Below are 18257 nucleotides of genomic sequence, written 5' to 3'. Positions count from 1 at the left end.
TTACTTTTTATTAGCATCTTCTTCAAGCGCTTGCTTAAATACTTTGCCAAGCAAATTGACGTCATCGACACGAGCATAATTTAGACGAGTGACAAAGGCTATATGGCGATGTGGTCCTTGCTCTGCTAGTGGTACCGCGACAGCGTTTTGGTTTTGTAGATGAAGCTGATCCAATGCCATCTCGGGTACCAATGTCGTCCCCATGTTGGCAAGTGCCATTTGAATAAGCGTGTTTAAACTGGCATCTGAAAAGCTTGATTTCATTTGTGCACGATCGAAATGACAGACAGAGAGCGTTTGATCAGTCAAGCAGTGACCTTCACCGAGCAGCATGAGATTGGCAGTTGCGAGCTCATCGGAATTAATGGTTTCAAGCTGGGCATGTACATCGTCTTTTGGAAATACTGCAAAAAAATCCTCTGTCCAAAACTCAAAACTGTGTAAGCCTTCTACTGCATAAGGTAGGGCAATAATAGCGGTATCGATATGACCGTAACGTACTTGTTCTAACAAGCGTTCTGTCTGCTGTTCGACGATGGTCATACGGAATTCTGGATAGTTGGCTCGTAAGGCTGGTAATACTTTTGGTAGTAAATACGGTGCAATCGTTGGGATGATACCGACAGTCATTGGATAAGCAAGCGGCGATTGATGGCTATGAGCACGTGTGGTTAGATCATGGACTTCAGAAAACACACGCTGTGCTCGCGCTAAAATATCCTCACCAATAGGAGTGATTAATACCTGTTTATTATTACGCTCAAAAATCTGCGTATCCAATTGTTTTTCTAACTCGGCAATACCCAAGCTCAGCGCGGACTGAGAGATATTACAGTCTTCCGCTGCACGTTTAAAATGACGGTGTTTAGCCACTGCTAAGGCAAACTCAAGCTGACGTAAAGTAATCATAAAATCTCTCTATTAATGGGCTTTTAACGCGATATATGTGTTGACTCATGTAGTGTGACAATGAGATTTCTGCACTCGATTTCATCTTAATGTAATCTATAGGTTATATAATCAATGACATATCACGCACTGATGATAAAAAATAGAGATAATAGTTTAACAAGTTTAATAAAACAAAACATCACATTAAAAACTTTTAACTGGATTAACAATAAAATTCGCGTATAGTTTGTCAGGTAGCCCAAATTATTAAAGGCTTAACAAAGATACTTATACCAAAAATTCCAATTAACTTAACTATAAAGGAGCCACTCATGGCGTCTATTATCAATCAAGAAATCCCAGAATTTTCAGCAGATGCGTATGTAAACGGCGAATTCAAAACCGTTACTTCAGAAGACGTAAAAGGCAACTGGGCAATCTTCTTATTTTACCCAGCTGATTTCACGTTTGTTTGCCCAACTGAGCTAGAAGACATGGCAGCTCATTACGATGAGCTAAAAGGCCTTGGCGTAGAAGTATACTCAGTATCGACGGATACTCATTTCACGCATAAAGCATGGCATGATTCTTCAGACGCTATTGGTAAAGTAAACTACCCAATGATCGGCGATCCTACTGGTAAAATCACTCGTGGTTTCAACGTTATGATTGAAGAAGCTGGTCTAGCTGAACGTGGTACGTTCTTAGTAGACCCAGATGGCCTAATCCAAGTTGCTGAAATTCATGCTGGCGGTATCGGCCGTAGCGCAAAAGATATGCTACGTAAAGTAAAAGCAGCACAGTATGTTCGTGAGAACGACGGTGAAGTTTGTCCAGCTGCTTGGGAACAAGGCGCAGAAACACTAAAACCAAGTCTAGATCTAGTTGGTAAAATCTAAATATTGGCTAAATTAGTCAAACGATTTAGATGTATGTAGTGTTGTATATAGAGATATTGACTATATCAATGCTATAAACAAAGACCCCATTAGCGATTGCTGATGGGGTCTTTTTATGTCGTTCGCTAGGGCGTGTCCTCAATCTGAACAATAGACTATAAATGGGCTAAAAATGGCTAAATTTTGCCAAACTGCGTCAAGTAGCTTGTTAGTATCTCGATATTATCTTTACTAATTTCCTTGTTTGGCTACCATTTATCTCATTTTTATCACCACTTTCAAAATGAGGACACGCTCTAATCAGGTTCTTTATTGCTTAATCATCAATAAAGCACTAAGCCTGAGACTGTAGTTCATTTTTATCAATTATCTTATAAATCTCATCTTTTAATTGCAGCTTGCGCCGTTTCATTTGTTCTATTTCTTCATCACGGCTAGCATGCTTCACCAAATCTTTTTCAAGCTGATTGATTTGTTGATCAAGCTGAGTATGCTCATCAAAAATACTGGCGAAATGGCTGTCTTTCTGCCTAAGTTCAGTAATAATATCTTTATTGTCTTGCAACGTATCAGTCTTTCTCATGTGTTCATCCTTGTTATGAAGCGCAAGCTAACAATAAGCATCCGCGCATTGTCGTTATGATTTTGAGAGTTGATTTATATTAAGCCGAAATACTAAATCATTACTGATAAGGCTTAATACTAGCAGAAAGGCTCTGTATAAATCTGTAAAACAGCCAGTCTGTCACGAGACAAATAAGAATTTTTCTTATTTGCTTAACTCGATTGTAGCGAAAAAATGGACTATGTACCATGACTATCATATTGCTAATGGTTTAATAATTAGGTGTTAAATATAATTTATGATTTGTTTTACAAAACATAGTATTTGAGTTTATCAGCTTGCCCAAAACGCTGAAAGCTATGATAATAGAGACATCAAAGGGCATAAGTCTCTTGCTTATAACATTTCAGATCAAACTATTAGTAGTAAATAAATCTTATTTAAACGCGCAATATAATAGTTGCCGTTACATATTCAGTAATAATGAGGAACAAACATGATAGACCAAAGTTTATTAGACGCGATTAAGAGCTATAGTGAAAACATGACTCGTCCTATCACCTTTGTATTGGGTAGCGGTGAGCATAGTAAGCGTGCCGAATTGATTGACTTTTTGACTAAAATCGCTGGTACGACAGATAAGATTGATTTTGATGCGACGGTGAACGATGACAGCTTACCTAGCCCGATCAGTTTTGCAGTTCGCGGTCATGCTGATGATGCGTTGATTGACACGGGTATCGTCTTTAGTGGTATCCCTGGGGGCCATGAATTTACCTCGCTGATTTTGGCAATCTTGCAAGCGGGTGGTCATACGTTAAAACTAGACGAAGGCATCCAAAAGCTGGTCAAACGTTTTAATAAACCGCTACAGTTTCAGACTTATGTATCGCTCTCTTGCCATAGCTGTCCAGATGTTGTGCAAGCGCTGAATCAGTTTGCACTGCTCAACGATGGTATTAGTAACGAAATGATTGATGGTGCATTGTTTCAAGAGCAAGTTGATGCCAATAACATTCAAGGTGTACCAGCGGTGTTCTTGAACGGTAAGCCGTTTGCCAATGGTAAGATTGACACGGGTAAATTGATTGAGAAATTGCAAGAGCAGTTCCCTGATTTGTTAAGCGATGCCGATGAAGATGATGCTGAGCAACTAGAGCAGCAAGATGTGACTATTATTGGTGCCGGTCCTGCAGGGGTAGCAGCTGCGATTTATACCGCTCGTAAAGGTCTAAAAGTAACGATGGTTGCTGACCGTATCGGTGGGCAGGTTAAAGATACGCAAGATATCGAAAACTTGATTTCAGTACCATTAACCAACGGTACAGAGTTATCAAACAACTTTGTTAAGCATTTGCATGAGTACAATATCACGCTGAAAGAGCATGTAAGCGTAAAAGACATCAGCGAAACTGAAGATGAGAACTATCGTATTCATCTGAACACTGGTGAGACGTTTGAGACTCGCAGTATTATCCTAGCCACTGGTGCTCAATGGCGTAAGCTTGGCGTACCAGGTGAAGAAGAGAACATCGGTAAAGGTGTGGCGTTCTGTGCTCACTGCGACGGTCCTTTCTTCAAAGGCAAAGATGTATCAGTTGTTGGTGGTGGTAATTCTGGTATTGAAGCCGCGATTGATTTGGCAGGTATTGTGAACCATGTGACAGTGTTTGAATTTGCTGATGATTTAAAAGCAGATCAGGTACTCATCAATAAAGCCAAAGAAAAAGCCAATATTGATATTATTACCAGCGCGGCTACCAAAGAAATTAAAGCCACAGACGGTAAAGTTAGCTCTATTGTCTACGAAGATCGCAACTCTGGTGATACTAAAGAATTAGATTTGGCAGCGGTATTTGTACAAATTGGTTTAGTACCGAATACTGGATTTATCAAAGGCTTTGTTGATTTGAATCGTTTCGGTGAGATTGAGATTGATGAGCGCTGCCGTACGGATCGCAAAGGTATCTTCGCTTGCGGTGATGTAACGACTGTACCATTTAAGCAGATTAATATTGCGATGGGTGAAGGTAGTAAAGCAGCATTAGCAGCGTTCGAGTATTTAGTCATGCAATAAGCTGTTCAGATCCAAACCGTAAAATACTAAAGTTAGTCTAAGAAGCCACCTCTTTTGAGGTGGTTTTTTTATGGAAAATGATTTATGGCTTGTGAAATCTTAAAAATTAACTTATGTTTATTAATAAATGTTAAGAGAAACTTGAAAGAATGAAACAGGAAGACGAATACTCAAATACTAAACAAAGAAATTGGCTCAAATACGTGGTTTTTATCTCTCTAATATTCAGTGTTACTCACGTTTATGCAGCACAAACGGTCGATGAAATTTTGAATGAATATTATCCTATTTATAATGAAGCTAAGCAGTGCCGAGGTATTATTGCCAATAACGGTTCATCATCTGGCGAAGAAATACCGCATCAAAGCGGATATTGCATTGAGACTGATAGACAACTAGAGGTACGAAGCAAGCAAGGTAAGCGGTTATATATATCAGTCATTGGTGACGTCGCTTTTCATGAAAGTGGTGCCGCGTCATATAGTTCTCACGCTGATACTGGTCTAGTAGGTATGTTTATTCTAAAGCCACAAGGTTCAGGCTGGGAGGTGGAATACGCTAATCCAGTGATGAATGCAGGTAGCTATGGTAAAGGCTTAAAAGACTGGAAGCTAATACAGGTTGCTCCTGACAAATGGGGATTTATTAATATTCATAGTGACTCGCATTATGTTCAATCTTTTTCTGAATATGTATTATTGACACCAGACCCTAAGTCAAAAAGAGTGATAGCTAGTCATATAGCTGCCAAAGTAACAACAGAAAACAATTCTATAGCGCCATCTGGCTGTAGTAAAGATAGAAATGTAGATTATTGCACATTGCTTAAAGCTAAACTCAATATCGATAAAACGACACTGATAAATGGTTTTTATCCGCTAGAGATTACAGTCAATGGTTATGAGTATAACTATAACGGTTCAGAAAAAAAGACATATAAAAATCAGGTCTATAGAATAGAATACGAGCCAAAAAAAGGATATCAAGCGCCTGAGAAGTATCCACTATAGTGATGTCATTTAATTGTTCAATTGAGGTATGTATGAGCCACGCCAAATTATATGGATCAATAATTAGTTTAAGATTTTTTTTTAGTTTTGCACTATTAGGTTTTGCCACAAATACCTCTGCTGCCGATAGCGTGATGGATATCCTAAAGCCGTATTATCCGCTCTATAATGAAGCATTACAGTGTCACGGTGCGATTGCACCCTCGGGCTCTGTCAGTGGTTTAACTAGAGAACCTGATACAGCTGGCTATTGTATAGATATAGATAGGCAAAAAGTAGTAGAGACGGATAAGGGTAAACGCTTATATATATTGGTTACAGGCGATGTTAGCTTCGATGAAAATGGCGATGAGGTTTTACGAGGTCATGCTGATAGTGGCTTAGTCGGTATGTTCGTTTTAAAGCCTAAAGGTAGAGGCTGGCAAATTGAGTCGGCCAATCCTTATATGAATGCCGGTAATTATGGTCTTGGCCTAGGAGGTTGGGATTTAGAGAAGTTTGCACCTAATACATGGGGCTTTGTAAATGAGCATAGTGACACGCATCAAGGTTATACTAGCACTAGCTATGTTGTATTGACGCCCAAAGGCCATGGCATTATAGAAAACTGGATTGGTGCAGGTTTTGATAGTGAGGGCTCAGATAGTTGCGGGGGTCAGGGGCAACGTCTTTGTAATGATAGGACAGCTAATCTAGATATTGATACCAGCAAAACAGTTAATGGTTTTTATACTCTAAAATTAACCGTTGATGGATACAACAAAGGCAAAAACTATAAAGACAGTGCCTACTATATTAAGTATCAAAAAGATAAAGGCTATCAAGAGACTAAAGATTATCCTTTAAAAGATATTTATTAAATAGTATATGTAAAAAGTATGATGGCAGCAGAAACAATCTGCCATCAAAAGTCTCTTTTAATGTTGCGATTAAATATACTTAATTCAATTTACAAGAGAGGCCAAGCCTAGTTCTTATTCCGAATCAAGGCAATAACTGGCAATGCAATCACATACATCAACACGCCATATACCGCCGCAGGTAAGGCGATGGCAGGCAGGCCAACGGCTGTTCCCATAATGATAGGTGCTAAAGTAATCGCAGTCGTACTGTTCTGAATACTGGTTTCTATTGAGATGGTTTTGGTGTCAAACCAGCTCAGCTTTAATAACTTAGCGGTTAAAATACTGAATATAAATAAAGCCATAATAATAAGAACCAGCTCAAGCCCCATTGATGTGAGTTGTGACTTTAGCAGCTCCCAGTTAGAAGCGATGGCAGCGAAGACGATCAATACGAAAAAGATACTGGCCAAGCCATTTAGAATACTGCTCCTACGTACCATAAAATCAGTAAATTTATAGCGAGCGAGCATACCAAGGGTGACGGGCAACGTCGTCAACAAGAACATGACAGCACCAATCTTTACCGCGCTGATAGAGCCAGTTTGGTCTTGCATAAAGTGGTTAAACGCTAAGGTGATTAGAATAGGCAAGGTAACGACTGATAACAGGCTGACCACGCCAGTGAGGGCGACTGACAGCGCGACATTGCCTTTGGCGTAATAGGTGAGCATGTTGCTGGTGACGCCGCCTGGACAAAAGCTAATCAGCATGATGCCAAACGCGATTTCGGGCGGCGGTGCCATTACTAAGACCACGGCTAACGCAATCAAAGGCACAAAAATAACTTGATTGATGAGGCCCACAACAAAGGCTTTGGGGTGATTAATAATAACCTTAAAGTCACTGGGTTTTAGCCCTGTGCCTAAAGTAAACATAATATAGGCAAGCGCCAGTGGGAGTAATGCCAGTGCAGTACCACTCATAAAACATTCCTTGTAAAATTAAAAGCCATATTAAAATGACTTTCTAAATAGAGACACATTCCTTGTGCCTCTAACATCTTAAGTGTTATTAAAAATTTAGTAAACCTTTCACCTAATGTTTGATGTGGGTTGGATTTATATTAACCTGCCAATGCTCCAGCCAATGAGACTATCTGACCAGCTTCATCTTCTTCAATGATGCGGGTTTCTGTTAATGCCGATTCTCGCCACGCTTGTATATGAGGGTTGTTTAGCATTGTCTCACAGTATTGTTTAGTCACTGGTTTTAATGTGATGTCCGAGGCATTAGCATAGGTGTGTAGCCTCAGTACCACGGGTGCAAAAAAGGCATCTGCCGCTGTAAAGTGGCCAAATAAAAAGCTGTCTTCTGCGCGCCCTGTTAGGCAGTCGGAAAAAATACTTTCAATGCGGTCAAGGTCTGCCAAGCAAGCAGGGCTAGGGTTTATTTTCGCAGTGGCTCGAATATTCATCGGCATCTCGCTACGCATACCCATCAGCCCTGAGTGCATCTCTGATACGATACTTTGGCAGTAAGCGCTGTTAATTTTGCTGATGCTATGCTGACTGCTGTTGTGAGCATCAGCATCAGACTTGCTTAATCCGGTCCAAATATTTTTATCTGTCAAATAGTCATTGACATGAATGGCAATCGCTAAGGTATCCCATACCGTGACTTTATTATCACCTTGACCATAAACCAAAACGGGCACCTTTCCCGTTGGTGCATGCTCGTCGAGAATAGGACGTGCGGAATTATCAAAAAGTTCAATCAATTGCTCATTAAAATCAATACCAAAAGCCTTGAGCAACAGCCAAGCCCGTAACGACCACGACGAATAGTTCTTATTACCGATAATGAGTAGAGGTTTTTGCATATCAATTCCCTATAATCTGCTGAATGGAGTTTTATTATGTCTCCACAAACTGTAGGTTGCCAGTGCAAAATATTAATAGTACCTATAAGAGATTCGCAGCGTTAGTTTTGTTTATTAAAAATGACAATGTGCTAATCTCTAATACATACAAAATATTGACATGCAAAGGATTGGCGAATGGATATAGAGGCATTACGTTGTTTCATCGCAGTGGTAGAGACAGGCAGTTATACGCAGGCAGCCGAGCAGGTGCACCGTAGTCAAAGTGCCGTGAGTCAAAAAATGCAAAAACTGGCTGAACAGGTAAATAAGTCGTTATTCACTAAGTCAGGACGTGTGCTTGAGTTGACTGAAGACGGTAAGTTTTTGCTTGGCTATGCGCGTCATATCATTAGTTTACATGATGATGCATTGAGACAAATGCATGAGAGCAAACAGATTATTAGACCTTTACAGTTAGGATGTCCTGATGATTATGCACAGGTAATTCTGCCTAAAGTTATCCAATATATTAAGGCATGCGTACCTAATTTGCCCGTACATATTCATTGTCATAATTCAATTCGCTTACGTGAGCTATTAAGCACTGGTGCTTTGGACGCTGCTATCGTGTCACGTTCATCCGCTAAAGAAGCAGGGCAGTTTTTGCAGCAAGACAAAGGCGTTTGGGCATTTGATGGCAACACGAGTCACTTGGCAAAAAGCTATAATAATAACTCTGGTGTGCCTTTGATTTTATTTGATGAAAGTTGCCATTTCCATCATGCCGCTATTCAAGGCTTAAGCCAAATCAATGTTGCTAGCCAAGTGGTCTGTAGCGCGAATAGCGTTGGCGCAATAAGTAGTCTAGTACTGACAGGACAGGGAATAACCGTTGTGGCTAAAAGCAGTTTAGGGCAGATGACTGCCTTAACAAATGCTAATAATCCATTGCCTTTTGTGTTACCAAAACTGCCTGAGGTTATTATCGAAATGGTCATAACCGCAAACGCCCATCCAAATTTTGGACGGGCGCAATTATCGATAGTGTGTGATAACTATTTACAATCTATGAGTGATCACTCAATCGTCTAATAAATCCATTTGCTTGGCGGCTTCATAAATACCATTAGAGCGGTTTCCTGTACGACAAAACATCAATATTGGCTGCTCAGCTTGATTGAAAAAGTCAGCAAAGGTTTCGACATGGTTTTGGTTCAGCTCACTACCTGCAAAAGAAACCTCTTTATAAGCAAGGCCAGCTGCTTTTGCTGCTGCTTCAATCTCTGCACTGGTAGGTTGATTGGGTTCTTCACCATCTGGACGGTTATTGATGATGGTTTTAAAGCCGTTTTCGGCAATCATTGGTACTTGGTCTGGGGTGATTTGTCCGGTAAAGCTAACTTGATGGCTCATAAAAGCTCCTTATTATTTTCTATATAAGTAAGTGATAAGTTTGTTATGTGATTATCATGCTAAGCCTAAACTGAACCAGCAAAACGTTAAAGCTCAGTAATGTAAAAATTATCACTATACTACAGAGTATAGGCTATAGTAGCCCTTGCATTAATGCACTTTGATAAAGCAGCTTGGCACGTGCGCCAGTACCACAAAACATAAGTATCGGTTTGGGCATAGAGTGATAAAAACTGGCAAATTGCTCTATCGTTTTCATACTTAGGCGCTCATCATCAAACGGTAGATGATGATAGGTCAAGTTGGCATCTTCAGTTGCATGGACAAAGTCACAGCTATTTGGCTGCGTTTCTGTCTCAGCATCAGGACGGATATTAAGCACAGAGCGGTAGCCAAGATCGGCAATTTTGTTACATTGGCTTGGATAAATTTGCTTATAAATGGTTAAGTTATCGGTCATAAATTACTTCGGTCGCAGATATTAAAAGGCATTTGAATATAGAATGTTTTTTAAAGTTGTCATTTAGATTGTACTTTTAGGGAGTAGCATAACACAGCTTTTAGTATGGCTAGAATTAACTATCTTTTAGAGCCTCTACTGCATCCATGGTACTCAAATAAACATAGCCTGAGAGTTCAGTGATCACAGGTGTCTGCTCAATGATATCCATGACAGGCCCTTTAATAAAGCTAAAATTTAAGTGCTTATTTTGGCTGAGAAGTTCTTTGTTAAGGCTGATCAGCATCTCTTGTCCAGTCAAGTCAATGTGATTGACAGCTGACATGATAAGGATGATTTCATGAGCTTTTGGATACTGCTGAGTGGCTTGTATCACACGGCGATGAACCGCTTCGCTATTACCAAAAAACAAGCTTTCATCAGTACGTAGCATCAATAAGTTGTCGAATGTCACCACATCATGACGATTGATGTTACGAAAATGTCCTGTGCCCGCCAATTGCCCCACAATGGCCACGTGCGGTTTGCTTGACTGCCAAATCAAGCTAGCAAAAGACACCATCAAACCAATCACTAAGCCAGTATTTAGCCCAAACATCAAAACACCAGCAAAGGCTGCCATAAAGCTAGCCGCATCGATACGGTCACGTTGCCATGCTGATTTTAAGGTTGCTATATCAATGAGGCCAATGATAGAGGCCATGATGGTCGCGCCTAATATGGCATAAGGAAGTGGTGATAAGGTATTGCCAAAAGCGATTAAAGCGGCCAGCATAACTATCACAGTCACCAGACTGGCCACAGGCGTCTTGGCACCTGAGTCAGCATTGATTGCGGTGCGTGAAAAGCCACCGGCGACAGCAAAGCTCTGGAAAAATCCCCCCGCAATATTAGCAGCACCCAATCCAGTTAGCTCGCGGTTGGCATCAAAGGTCTCACCACGTAAGCGCGCATAATTGCTCGCAACTGAGCTACTTGAAACAAATACAATCAGTGCCATCAGTCCTGCGCTAGGTAATAGGTTCAGCGCGACATCAAAGTTTGGCACATAGGGAAGGGTGAAATTGGGTAGTCCTTGCGGAATACTACCAATCGTTGCCACACCGCTCGTATGCCAGTGTAAGCTGATACTTAAGATAATCGTTATACCAAGCAGAATAAGCGGAAATAAACGTTCTGCCCATTTGGCATAAGCTAGTGGTAACCAAGATTTCCATACCCATTTACTGCCATAACGATTAGCAATGAGTAAAGTAAAAGCGATGATTCCGATAAGCAAGGTTAGCGGATGTAGCTGATGGAAATACAGTTGCATACTCGATAAATAACCGAATAATCCGTTCCCTGAGATAGGGATGGCGGTCAAGTATTTAAGCTGACTAATAAAAATAAGTACCGCAGCACCACTGATAAAACCAGCAGAAACGCCCCGACTGATAAACTGCATAATCCAGCCAAGTTTGAGCCAACCTGCTAGCCATAACATCGCCCCCACCATTAATGACAGTAAGCTGGCCATCAACACATATTGCTGAGCACTATCTGATGCGTAGGGATGTAGACTGCTGGCCGTCATGATTGCTGTGATAGCCACAGGTCCTATCGCTTGGACGTTACTTGATCCTATCCAAGCATAAACAATAACGGGCACTATAGCGGCGTATAAGCCATAAACTGGAGGCAGTCCTGCCAACACGGCATAGCCCAGACTTTGTGGAATTACAAGCACACCAACGACCAACCCTGCGATGACGTCAGTCGGCAGCGCAGACAGCTTGTATTGGCGTAGCCAAGCAGGTATTAGACGAGCGGCAATAGAAGGCATAACAATAGGTCGCCATCATAAGAAAAAATTTAACCATATCTGGGTATTTAGTGTACAAACTATCCGTCTATTTTGGCACAAAAGCGTTGATAAAGTAGGTCTAGTACTGCTAAAGCATCATCACTGGCGATGCTATAGTAGATTTGCTTACCTTCGCGGCGTGTTGAGACGAGCTTATCCTTACGTAGGATGCCTAGTTGCTGTGATAAGCTTGGCTGCCCAACGCCAACCAGTTTCTCAAGCTCACTGACGCAGTACTCTCCTTGAGTCAGCTGACATAGGAGTAACAAGCGATCAGGATGCGAGAGTGACTTTAGTAGCTGGCTAGCTTGCATAGAGGCTTGTTGCATTTGCTCAGCAAGGTCTGAAGGTACAAGGTCTGCTTCACTGGGTGAGATATTGTCGCTAGCGCTAATGTTCGATGTGCTCAGTACTGAGGTATTCAGAGCGAGCTCCTTATATAGAGTATAAATGGTGAAGTTTGAAATTTATGAATAAACATACTTAATTATCGATGATATTGTAAGGCATATCAAGTTATGTTTATTTACATTATATAAATTGATAAATTGTTTGGTAATTGCTATATTAGCATACATAGTAAGTCAGTATGTAATGGTAAATACGATAACCAAGCGCATATTATACTTAAGAATTTATAAAAAAATAAAATATTCATACAAAAGAAAAGAGGTAGCCATGCAAGTACATTCTTTCTTACACAGCGATACAGAAACCTATACTCACGTACTCGCAGACGTTCAGAATCAAGTATGTGCCATCATCGATCCAGTATTAGATTTTGATGCCAAGTCAGGACGTACTGGTACTATTAGCGTTGATGGGGTGATTGAGTTTGTGCGTGAGCATGGTTGGAAACTGAGCTATATCATAGAAACCCATGCCCATGCAGATCATATATCAGCTGCTGCTCACGTAAAAGAGTCACTTGGTGGGCAGCTCGTCATAGGTCAACATATCACCGAAGTACAAAAAATATTTAAGCAGATTTTTAACTTTGACACCAGCTTTCGCACTGATGCCAGTCAGTTTGATATTTTAACGGATGATGGTGAGACTTTTACACTTGGCGACATCACCATTACAGTCATGTATGTACCTGGCCACACGCCGGCTGATATGGCTTATGTGGCTTCTGACAATGAAAAAACAGTGGTCTTCGTCGGCGATACTTTGTTTGCACCTGATGTGGGTACGGCTCGCTGTGACTTCCCGGGTGGAGATGCCAAAACTTTGTATCACTCAATTCAAAAGCTACTTGCACTACCTGAAGATACGATTATGTATCTGTGCCATGACTATCCGAGCAAAGGTCGCAAGCATTGCCCAACCACTACTGTTGCTGCGCAGAAGATGGGCAATATCCATGTAAAAGATGGTATCAATGAAGCAGAGTTTGTACAAATGCGTGAACGCCGTGATGCGACTCTTGATATGCCGCGTCTGATTATTCCATCCGTACAAGTCAATATTGATGCGGGTCATTTTCCAAAGGCAGAAGACAATGGCACTCGTTATTTGAAAGTACCAATTAATGTTCTTGGACAGTGAATTGATATAAGCGTAAGTAAGAACTGAAATCTTATGTAAGTACAAGGTGAGAGTCAGTTGTCATAATATCTGTTTGTTGCATTCAAGCATGATTTATTGTCGACTGAATGTTTATCGTCACTGTTGTTTTTTTAGTCTTGTTAAGGAGATTGTCATGGGTATTAATGTTGGTAGTACAGATCGTACACTTCGTATTATCGCTGGTGTCATCATTATTTCGGTTGGTGTCTATTATCAAAGTTGGTGGGGTGTGGTTGGTTTGGTGCCACTATTGACGGGATTGTTTCGTTTCTGTCCACTATACAAAATGTTGGGTGCCAATACTTGTAAACGTTAACATGAATCACTTACTAAGTGATGTCATGATAAAGTAATAAACAAGTTAAGAGTGTGGGTCAAAGTAGCTCTGTTCAAGACATACATGGTCAGTATAGGAGTCATCATATGAGTGAAAAAAAGATGCAAGACTATTATTTGGTATGTCCACACTGCCAAGCGACCAACCGTGTGCCAGCAGTAAAACTAGATGCGGCGCCGAAGTGTGGTAAATGTGGTCAGCTTTTATTGACCGGCAGTCCTCACGAAATGAATACGCAAACTGCGAACAAAATCATTCATAAAAATGATGTATTGACTATCGTTGATTTTTGGGCAAGTTGGTGTCAGCCTTGTATTATAATGGCACCGCAGTTCAAAAAAGCGGCTAGCCAACTACCGCAGGTCGTTTTTGCGAAGATACAAACCGATAAATACGAACAAGCGGCCGCTCCTTATAATATTCGTAGTTTGCCAACCATGGTGGCCTTTAAACATGGTAAAGAAATTGCACGACAATCAGGTGCGTTGCCAAGTGATCAAATCGTCCGGTGGGTGCAGAGCTTAAAGGCTTAGGATAAGGCTCGGATTTTTTGCTGATATCATCATATAAATACAAAAAAGCCAATATGCATATCGCGTATTGGCTTTTTTTAGTGATGACAATGTAAAGCTAAGTTCAATGTGAACCATCAGTGATACTACTTTGAGTATTACTCGCCATAAATTTTGATACCATCGACAAAGTCACAGTTTTGAATACGGGCAGATTGCACAATTGCATCACGCTCACCATAGAGACGCGATAATTTTGCATCGCGTGCTTTGGTGTTTTCGCTTTTACCCAGACCAAAGCTGATGTTAGGGGAAATACCCCAACTACCTGCCGAGACACCGATACCCACACCAGTACTAGATAGAGTTGATTGCTCGTTTAGCGCTGCATCCACATAACGATTGACGCGGGCATACTCTTGGTTGAGTGCTTGGCAGTCGTAGCTTTGATAAGTGCTTGGTGGTACATACTGTGGCGTTACATTGCCGGTAGAAGCACAGCCTGAGAGCCCGAAAATGCCAGTAGTCGCAAGTAGTGTCGCTGTCGCAAGAGTTTTCATCGTAGCTCCATGAGGCTAAATGGTTGTAGTTGTATTTATTTAAGATAGCAAAAATAACATAATTAAGATAATGAAAATATATCGACTATTAAATATAGGGCGTGTTGAACATTCACAAATAGTCTCTGTCAGTGCCATGGTTGAATAATCAACACCCCTAAATGCTCTTAGTAGTATAGCTGTTTCTACAAATATAGAGCATATCATCCTGCTAAAGCGCTATCAAAATAAGTTGCCAGGTTTTGCAAAGGCAAGTACCACAATACCTAGATATGCGATACCAGCAATGAGAATACCTGCCTTCTGTTGGTTAGGTGTGGAGTGATTATTAAAAGCTTTTACACTAGAGCTAATAGCTGCAAAGAGTAAAATTATTTTGGCGAACACCCACTGTACAGGCGCATTGACACTCATTAGCTGCATTAGCATAACAGCCCCTGATACAATCAAAAAGGCATAGAGCATATGAGAGATTATCTTAACTGGACGTGGTGCTCGTCTATTCGCGCTTAATACCAAATAACTTTGATATAAGAATAGCACAACGATCAGCAAGGCTATGAGCATATGTAAATGTTTCATTGAATATCGTTTTCCTTAAAGTGGCATGTTCTTAGCTGGTTTATAGAATTCAATTATCGTCTAAAAAATGTTGCTCAAATAGTGTCTGTTGAACGTTCAACAGACCTTAATATCTATTTAGTTTTTTATTGTTTATTTTGTCCGGCACATGATGGGCTATTAGGACTTTGTCCTTGCCACTCGATTGGTGTATAGGCATGGATAGCCAATGCATGTACTTGACCACCTTGTGATGTTAGCAGTGAATTAACCCGTTCATATACGAGCTGATGGCGTGCGACTAATCGTTTACCTTCAAAAGCATCACTGACAATAGTGAGCTTAAAATGGCTTTCTTTGCCGTCAAAATAGCCAGCATGATCCATCGATTCATTTATCAATTCTAAATGTTTTGGCTGTAAAGATTGTAGCTCGGTATTGAGCGCATCAGCGATTGGTGTGGTACTCATAGCAGTCCTTTTATATATTTTACTTAGAGTGTGACCTCACTTTTAGATGAGTGAGATAATTATCGATTAAGTTGAGGAAATGCCCTAATAGCCATTAGTATTATGTGAATAATATATTATATGTATTATAGCAGACGTCGTTATTTGAACAGTGGGCTATTAATTTGCATACCTTGCGGTCATGTTCAATCATTACTTGAGTCAAGTTGCTACAAAATATGGTAATAAGCAACAAGGTTTTTGAGTATTATCATATTTTGTTAAAAAAGAAAAAGAGCAGGGCACAATAGATAGGTGCACTCTGCTCTTAAAGCGTAATTCGTATTGACTTAGTGTACAGAGTCTACAACGACATAATAAATTAACGACGAGCCTTTTCATACAGTGGCATCACTTTAGGCATTAGGGACTGCAGCTGAGAAATACGATTGCTACTAGATGGGTGAGTGCTTAAAAACTGTGGCGGCTCGCCTTCGCTTGCCTTCTGCATTTTTTGCCACAAACTAACTGCTGCTTGTGGGTTATAACCTGCACGCGCCATCAGCTCAAGACCAATCTGGTCGGCTTCAGACTCTTGAGTACGGCTATGAGGTAAGCTTAAGCCTAAATTACCGGCAGTACCTGCTAACTCGGTTTGTCCTTGTGATAAACCAAATATACTGGCAGCCACACCGATACTTGTTTGCGTTGCATATTCACGAGAGAGACGCTCACGTGAGTGCTCTCGTAGTGCATGTGACATCTCATGTCCCATAATCGCGGCAATCTCATCATCAGTTAGGCTCAAGCGATCAATAATCCCTGAATAAAACATAATCTTACCACCAGGTACCACAAAAGCATTTAGCTCATCGGATTTGATGGTATGTACTTCCCAATCCCACGCTGCCGCATCTGTGCGGTAGACACCAACCTGACCAATCAAACGATTGGCAATAATTTTTAGGCGATTGAGTTGTGCAGAGTCGGTATCTAGTACGCCACTCGACTTGGCTTCTTGTATCGTATTAGCATAGCTTTGTGCTGACAATTCTAAAACTTGCTCACTAGAAACTAATAACAGCTGCTGACGATCAACTCCAATGGTACCTGTATTAGTTGTGCTAGTACAACCGGCTAAAGTCAATGTTGATAATGATACTGCCATGACGGTAGTAGTCAGTAGTTTTTTCATAAAAACATCCTCGCTGTAAATGATAAAAGGAAAAGTTGAACAAAGTATGGGGAGGTAGCATAAGTCGAAAGTCAGTTAATTATCGATAATTGGCTAACATATGTTGTTCTGCCTCAATTATAAAAAATCACTTGAACTGTTATTAGGGCGTGTCTTAGTTTTTAGCTTATTTAGATGATTAGCGAGCGAATTTAAGACACAAGCTCCATCTAAGTATAATAATGTGAATGCAGCAAAACCAATGTAGAAAAAGTAACAATACAAGGTATGATTGTAAGCAAAACAGCCATGTATAAGCATGAAATTAGGAGAAAGACGTAATATTTATGCCTTGTTCTCTTCAAAAACAGAATCAAGTGATGGCGATACATGTTATTTAGTACTTTTTTGATTAGATAGTCTTAGACTACTTTTATTACCGTAAAATTATTTTTACTCTCTTACGGTAGGTATTTGTCATTAAATCAAATGCTTAGTTGATATTATATAGTAAGAAAATAACGTCGGTAAATTTATTAGAAATAAATACTGAAAAAGGTGTTGACACACTCAGAATTTTTGCTAAAATAGCCATCCTATCGAGACGTAGTAGTTAACTATTATAACTTGATAATTAGCGGGAATAGCTCAGTGGTAGAGCATAACCTTGCCAAGGTTGGGGTCGAGAGTTCGAATCTCTTTTCCCGCTCCAAATTCTAAAAAGCCTCACTTAACAGTGAGGCTTTTTTTTGTGCATGAAATATTAAAAATAACTAGAGCATGTTGAGTATGCGACCATGGTTCTTCTAATGGCTATAGTTGCTTCAATACATAGGAGGGTTAAGATACCTGTCCCGCCACTATAAAAGTACGACTGCTTTAGCCTCGCTTTAAACATTAAATATATCTTTATATTTGGTTGTCTTGTACTACCTCTAAATTGAACCGACATATCTTGAACTGTCTATGGCTATCCTAGCTTATTTATTCTATGATTTTTCTGTTATATAACGCTGTTCTTTGGTTTTATAAGAATGACTGTTGGCCATCTTTTGGAACAAAAAAATAGTGATGATTAATGATAGCGTTTCTTGAATAAAAATAGTTATTAGTAGCAATAATTATTTAAGTTCTTTTGCGACTTCTTGGGTATTTCTATTTCTCTGCATCTCGTATTATTGATTTGATGATGAAAGCCTCTAATAAATATGTTTTTAGTGTTAAT

At 40.2% G+C, this 18257-nt stretch carries 20 protein-coding genes and 1 tRNA gene; 9 read left to right on the top strand and 12 right to left on the bottom strand.

Going from position 1 to position 18257, the window contains the following annotated elements:
* A complete protein-coding gene (locus ACT3QP_RS03745) occupies positions 1-909 on the bottom strand; it encodes a hydrogen peroxide-inducible genes activator (RefSeq protein WP_444524506.1) in 909 nt (302 codons plus the stop codon).
* A 314-nt stretch (positions 910-1223) separates the two neighbouring features.
* Here ACT3QP_RS03745 and ahpC point away from each other — a divergent pair, with 314 nt between their 5' ends.
* On the top strand, positions 1224-1790 hold the full coding sequence (gene ahpC / locus ACT3QP_RS03740; protein WP_192518527.1) for an alkyl hydroperoxide reductase subunit C: 567 nt from the start codon (positions 1224-1226) through the stop codon (positions 1788-1790).
* A 334-nt stretch (positions 1791-2124) separates the two neighbouring features.
* On the opposite strand, the gene ACT3QP_RS03735 is transcribed toward ahpC, so the two are convergent.
* Positions 2125-2373 (bottom strand): YdcH family protein, encoded by a 249-nt coding sequence (locus tag ACT3QP_RS03735; RefSeq protein WP_444524505.1) that lies wholly within the window; start codon positions 2371-2373, stop codon positions 2125-2127.
* Between the two features lie 478 nt (positions 2374-2851).
* Here ACT3QP_RS03735 and ahpF point away from each other — a divergent pair, with 478 nt between their 5' ends.
* The 3 genes from ahpF to ACT3QP_RS03720 all read left to right on the top strand — a co-directional run bounded on the left by ahpF (position 2852) and on the right by ACT3QP_RS03720 (position 6302).
* Entirely contained in the window at positions 2852-4432 is a 1581-nt protein-coding gene (gene ahpF / locus ACT3QP_RS03730; RefSeq protein ID WP_444524504.1) for an alkyl hydroperoxide reductase subunit F, read from the top strand.
* A 149-nt stretch (positions 4433-4581) separates the two neighbouring features.
* Entirely contained in the window at positions 4582-5442 is an 861-nt protein-coding gene (locus ACT3QP_RS03725; RefSeq protein WP_444524503.1) for a hypothetical protein, read from the top strand.
* 32 nt (positions 5443-5474) lie between these two features.
* Complete coding sequence (locus ACT3QP_RS03720) at positions 5475-6302, top strand: hypothetical protein (protein WP_444524502.1); 828 nt, start codon at positions 5475-5477, stop codon at positions 6300-6302.
* 107 nt (positions 6303-6409) lie between these two features.
* Here the strand turns inward: ACT3QP_RS03720 and ACT3QP_RS03715 are convergent, their stop codons facing one another.
* Positions 6410-7270 (bottom strand): bile acid:sodium symporter family protein, encoded by an 861-nt coding sequence (locus tag ACT3QP_RS03715; RefSeq protein ID WP_444524501.1) that lies wholly within the window; start codon positions 7268-7270, stop codon positions 6410-6412.
* A gap of 140 nt (positions 7271-7410) precedes the next feature.
* On the bottom strand, positions 7411-8166 hold the full coding sequence (locus tag ACT3QP_RS03710) for a glutathione S-transferase family protein (RefSeq protein WP_444524500.1): 756 nt from the start codon (positions 8164-8166) through the stop codon (positions 7411-7413).
* A gap of 177 nt (positions 8167-8343) precedes the next feature.
* Here ACT3QP_RS03710 and ACT3QP_RS03705 point away from each other — a divergent pair, with 177 nt between their 5' ends.
* Positions 8344-9240: a LysR family transcriptional regulator gene (locus tag ACT3QP_RS03705; protein ID WP_444524499.1), complete on the top strand. Its 897-nt coding sequence runs from the start codon at positions 8344-8346 to the stop codon at positions 9238-9240.
* On the opposite strand, the gene ACT3QP_RS03700 is transcribed toward ACT3QP_RS03705, so the two are convergent.
* The 4 genes from ACT3QP_RS03700 to ACT3QP_RS03685 all read right to left on the bottom strand — a co-directional run bounded on the left by ACT3QP_RS03700 (position 9229) and on the right by ACT3QP_RS03685 (position 12196).
* Positions 9229-9561, bottom strand: coding sequence for a TIGR01244 family sulfur transferase (locus ACT3QP_RS03700; protein WP_444524498.1), 333 nt, complete (start codon positions 9559-9561; stop codon positions 9229-9231). The two genes, ACT3QP_RS03705 and ACT3QP_RS03700, sit on opposite strands and share 12 nt — an antisense overlap.
* Before the next feature lie 133 nt (positions 9562-9694).
* Entirely contained in the window at positions 9695-10021 is a 327-nt protein-coding gene (locus ACT3QP_RS03695) for a beta-lactamase hydrolase domain-containing protein (protein WP_444524497.1), read from the bottom strand.
* Positions 10022-10136: 115 nt separating this feature from the next.
* The gene (locus ACT3QP_RS03690; protein ID WP_444524496.1) at positions 10137-11846 is read right to left on the bottom strand and encodes a SulP family inorganic anion transporter; all 1710 of its coding nucleotides are present in this window, start codon (positions 11844-11846) and stop codon (positions 10137-10139) included.
* A gap of 59 nt (positions 11847-11905) precedes the next feature.
* On the bottom strand, positions 11906-12196 hold the full coding sequence (locus ACT3QP_RS03685) for an ArsR/SmtB family transcription factor (RefSeq protein WP_444524495.1): 291 nt from the start codon (positions 12194-12196) through the stop codon (positions 11906-11908).
* 349 nt (positions 12197-12545) lie between these two features.
* Between ACT3QP_RS03685 and ACT3QP_RS03680 the strand changes: the two genes are divergently transcribed.
* The 3 genes from ACT3QP_RS03680 (at position 12546) to trxA (ending at position 14309) form a co-directional block, all read left to right on the top strand.
* Positions 12546-13418 carry an MBL fold metallo-hydrolase gene (locus ACT3QP_RS03680; protein WP_444524494.1) on the top strand — a complete coding sequence of 291 codons (873 nt, stop codon included), beginning with the start codon at positions 12546-12548 and terminating at the stop codon, positions 13416-13418.
* 154 nt (positions 13419-13572) lie between these two features.
* Positions 13573-13755, top strand: coding sequence for a YgaP family membrane protein (locus ACT3QP_RS03675; protein WP_444524493.1), 183 nt, complete (start codon positions 13573-13575; stop codon positions 13753-13755).
* A 107-nt stretch (positions 13756-13862) separates the two neighbouring features.
* Entirely contained in the window at positions 13863-14309 is a 447-nt protein-coding gene (trxA, locus tag ACT3QP_RS03670) for a thioredoxin (protein ID WP_444524492.1), read from the top strand.
* Positions 14310-14446: 137 nt separating this feature from the next.
* Here trxA and ACT3QP_RS03665 read toward each other — a convergent pair whose 3' ends face one another.
* The 4 genes from ACT3QP_RS03665 to ACT3QP_RS03650 all read right to left on the bottom strand — a co-directional run bounded on the left by ACT3QP_RS03665 (position 14447) and on the right by ACT3QP_RS03650 (position 17053).
* Positions 14447-14848, bottom strand: a complete 402-nt coding sequence (locus ACT3QP_RS03665; RefSeq protein WP_444524491.1) for a hypothetical protein — start codon at positions 14846-14848, stop codon at positions 14447-14449.
* A 222-nt stretch (positions 14849-15070) separates the two neighbouring features.
* The gene (locus ACT3QP_RS03660) at positions 15071-15430 is read right to left on the bottom strand and encodes a SirB2 family protein (protein WP_444524490.1); all 360 of its coding nucleotides are present in this window, start codon (positions 15428-15430) and stop codon (positions 15071-15073) included.
* A 125-nt stretch (positions 15431-15555) separates the two neighbouring features.
* On the bottom strand, positions 15556-15879 hold the full coding sequence (locus ACT3QP_RS03655; protein WP_444524489.1) for a BolA family protein: 324 nt from the start codon (positions 15877-15879) through the stop codon (positions 15556-15558).
* A gap of 361 nt (positions 15880-16240) precedes the next feature.
* Positions 16241-17053, bottom strand: coding sequence for a M48 family metallopeptidase (locus tag ACT3QP_RS03650; protein ID WP_192520506.1), 813 nt, complete (start codon positions 17051-17053; stop codon positions 16241-16243).
* Positions 17054-17669: 616 nt separating this feature from the next.
* On the opposite strand from ACT3QP_RS03650, the gene ACT3QP_RS03645 reads away from it, so the two are divergent.
* Positions 17670-17744 (top strand) — tRNA-Gly (locus ACT3QP_RS03645).
* Positions 17745-18257: the final 513 nt, after the last annotated feature.

This window comes from Psychrobacter sp. AOP7-B1-24, assembly GCF_052376215.1.
Taxonomy (GTDB): domain Bacteria; phylum Pseudomonadota; class Gammaproteobacteria; order Pseudomonadales; family Moraxellaceae; genus Psychrobacter.
The sequence above is the reverse complement of the archived record's forward strand: the minus strand, read 5'-3'. Positions and strand labels throughout refer to the sequence as shown.

What these genes read in the sequence shown, in the direction of transcription:
- ACT3QP_RS03745 (WP_444524506.1), bottom strand. Translation starts at nt 909, where the DNA reads ATGATTACTTTACGTCAGCTTGAGTTTGCCTTAGCAGTGGCTAAACAC.
- ahpC (WP_192518527.1), top strand. Translation starts at nt 1,224, where the DNA reads ATGGCGTCTATTATCAATCAAGAAATCCCAGAATTTTCAGCAGATGCG.
- ACT3QP_RS03735 (WP_444524505.1), bottom strand. Translation starts at nt 2,373, where the DNA reads ATGAGAAAGACTGATACGTTGCAAGACAATAAAGATATTATTACTGAA.
- ahpF (WP_444524504.1), top strand. Translation starts at nt 2,852, where the DNA reads ATGATAGACCAAAGTTTATTAGACGCGATTAAGAGCTATAGTGAAAAC.
- ACT3QP_RS03725 (WP_444524503.1), top strand. Translation starts at nt 4,582, where the DNA reads ATGAAACAGGAAGACGAATACTCAAATACTAAACAAAGAAATTGGCTC.
- ACT3QP_RS03720 (WP_444524502.1), top strand. Translation starts at nt 5,475, where the DNA reads ATGAGCCACGCCAAATTATATGGATCAATAATTAGTTTAAGATTTTTT.
- ACT3QP_RS03715 (WP_444524501.1), bottom strand. Translation starts at nt 7,270, where the DNA reads ATGAGTGGTACTGCACTGGCATTACTCCCACTGGCGCTTGCCTATATT.
- ACT3QP_RS03710 (WP_444524500.1), bottom strand. Translation starts at nt 8,166, where the DNA reads ATGCAAAAACCTCTACTCATTATCGGTAATAAGAACTATTCGTCGTGG.
- ACT3QP_RS03705 (WP_444524499.1), top strand. Translation starts at nt 8,344, where the DNA reads ATGGATATAGAGGCATTACGTTGTTTCATCGCAGTGGTAGAGACAGGC.
- ACT3QP_RS03700 (WP_444524498.1), bottom strand. Translation starts at nt 9,561, where the DNA reads ATGAGCCATCAAGTTAGCTTTACCGGACAAATCACCCCAGACCAAGTA.
- ACT3QP_RS03695 (WP_444524497.1), bottom strand. Translation starts at nt 10,021, where the DNA reads ATGACCGATAACTTAACCATTTATAAGCAAATTTATCCAAGCCAATGT.
- ACT3QP_RS03690 (WP_444524496.1), bottom strand. Translation starts at nt 11,846, where the DNA reads ATGCCTTCTATTGCCGCTCGTCTAATACCTGCTTGGCTACGCCAATAC.
- ACT3QP_RS03685 (WP_444524495.1), bottom strand. Translation starts at nt 12,196, where the DNA reads ATGCAACAAGCCTCTATGCAAGCTAGCCAGCTACTAAAGTCACTCTCG.
- ACT3QP_RS03680 (WP_444524494.1), top strand. Translation starts at nt 12,546, where the DNA reads ATGCAAGTACATTCTTTCTTACACAGCGATACAGAAACCTATACTCAC.
- ACT3QP_RS03675 (WP_444524493.1), top strand. Translation starts at nt 13,573, where the DNA reads ATGGGTATTAATGTTGGTAGTACAGATCGTACACTTCGTATTATCGCT.
- trxA (WP_444524492.1), top strand. Translation starts at nt 13,863, where the DNA reads ATGAGTGAAAAAAAGATGCAAGACTATTATTTGGTATGTCCACACTGC.
- ACT3QP_RS03665 (WP_444524491.1), bottom strand. Translation starts at nt 14,848, where the DNA reads ATGAAAACTCTTGCGACAGCGACACTACTTGCGACTACTGGCATTTTC.
- ACT3QP_RS03660 (WP_444524490.1), bottom strand. Translation starts at nt 15,430, where the DNA reads ATGAAACATTTACATATGCTCATAGCCTTGCTGATCGTTGTGCTATTC.
- ACT3QP_RS03655 (WP_444524489.1), bottom strand. Translation starts at nt 15,879, where the DNA reads ATGAGTACCACACCAATCGCTGATGCGCTCAATACCGAGCTACAATCT.
- ACT3QP_RS03650 (WP_192520506.1), bottom strand. Translation starts at nt 17,053, where the DNA reads ATGAAAAAACTACTGACTACTACCGTCATGGCAGTATCATTATCAACA.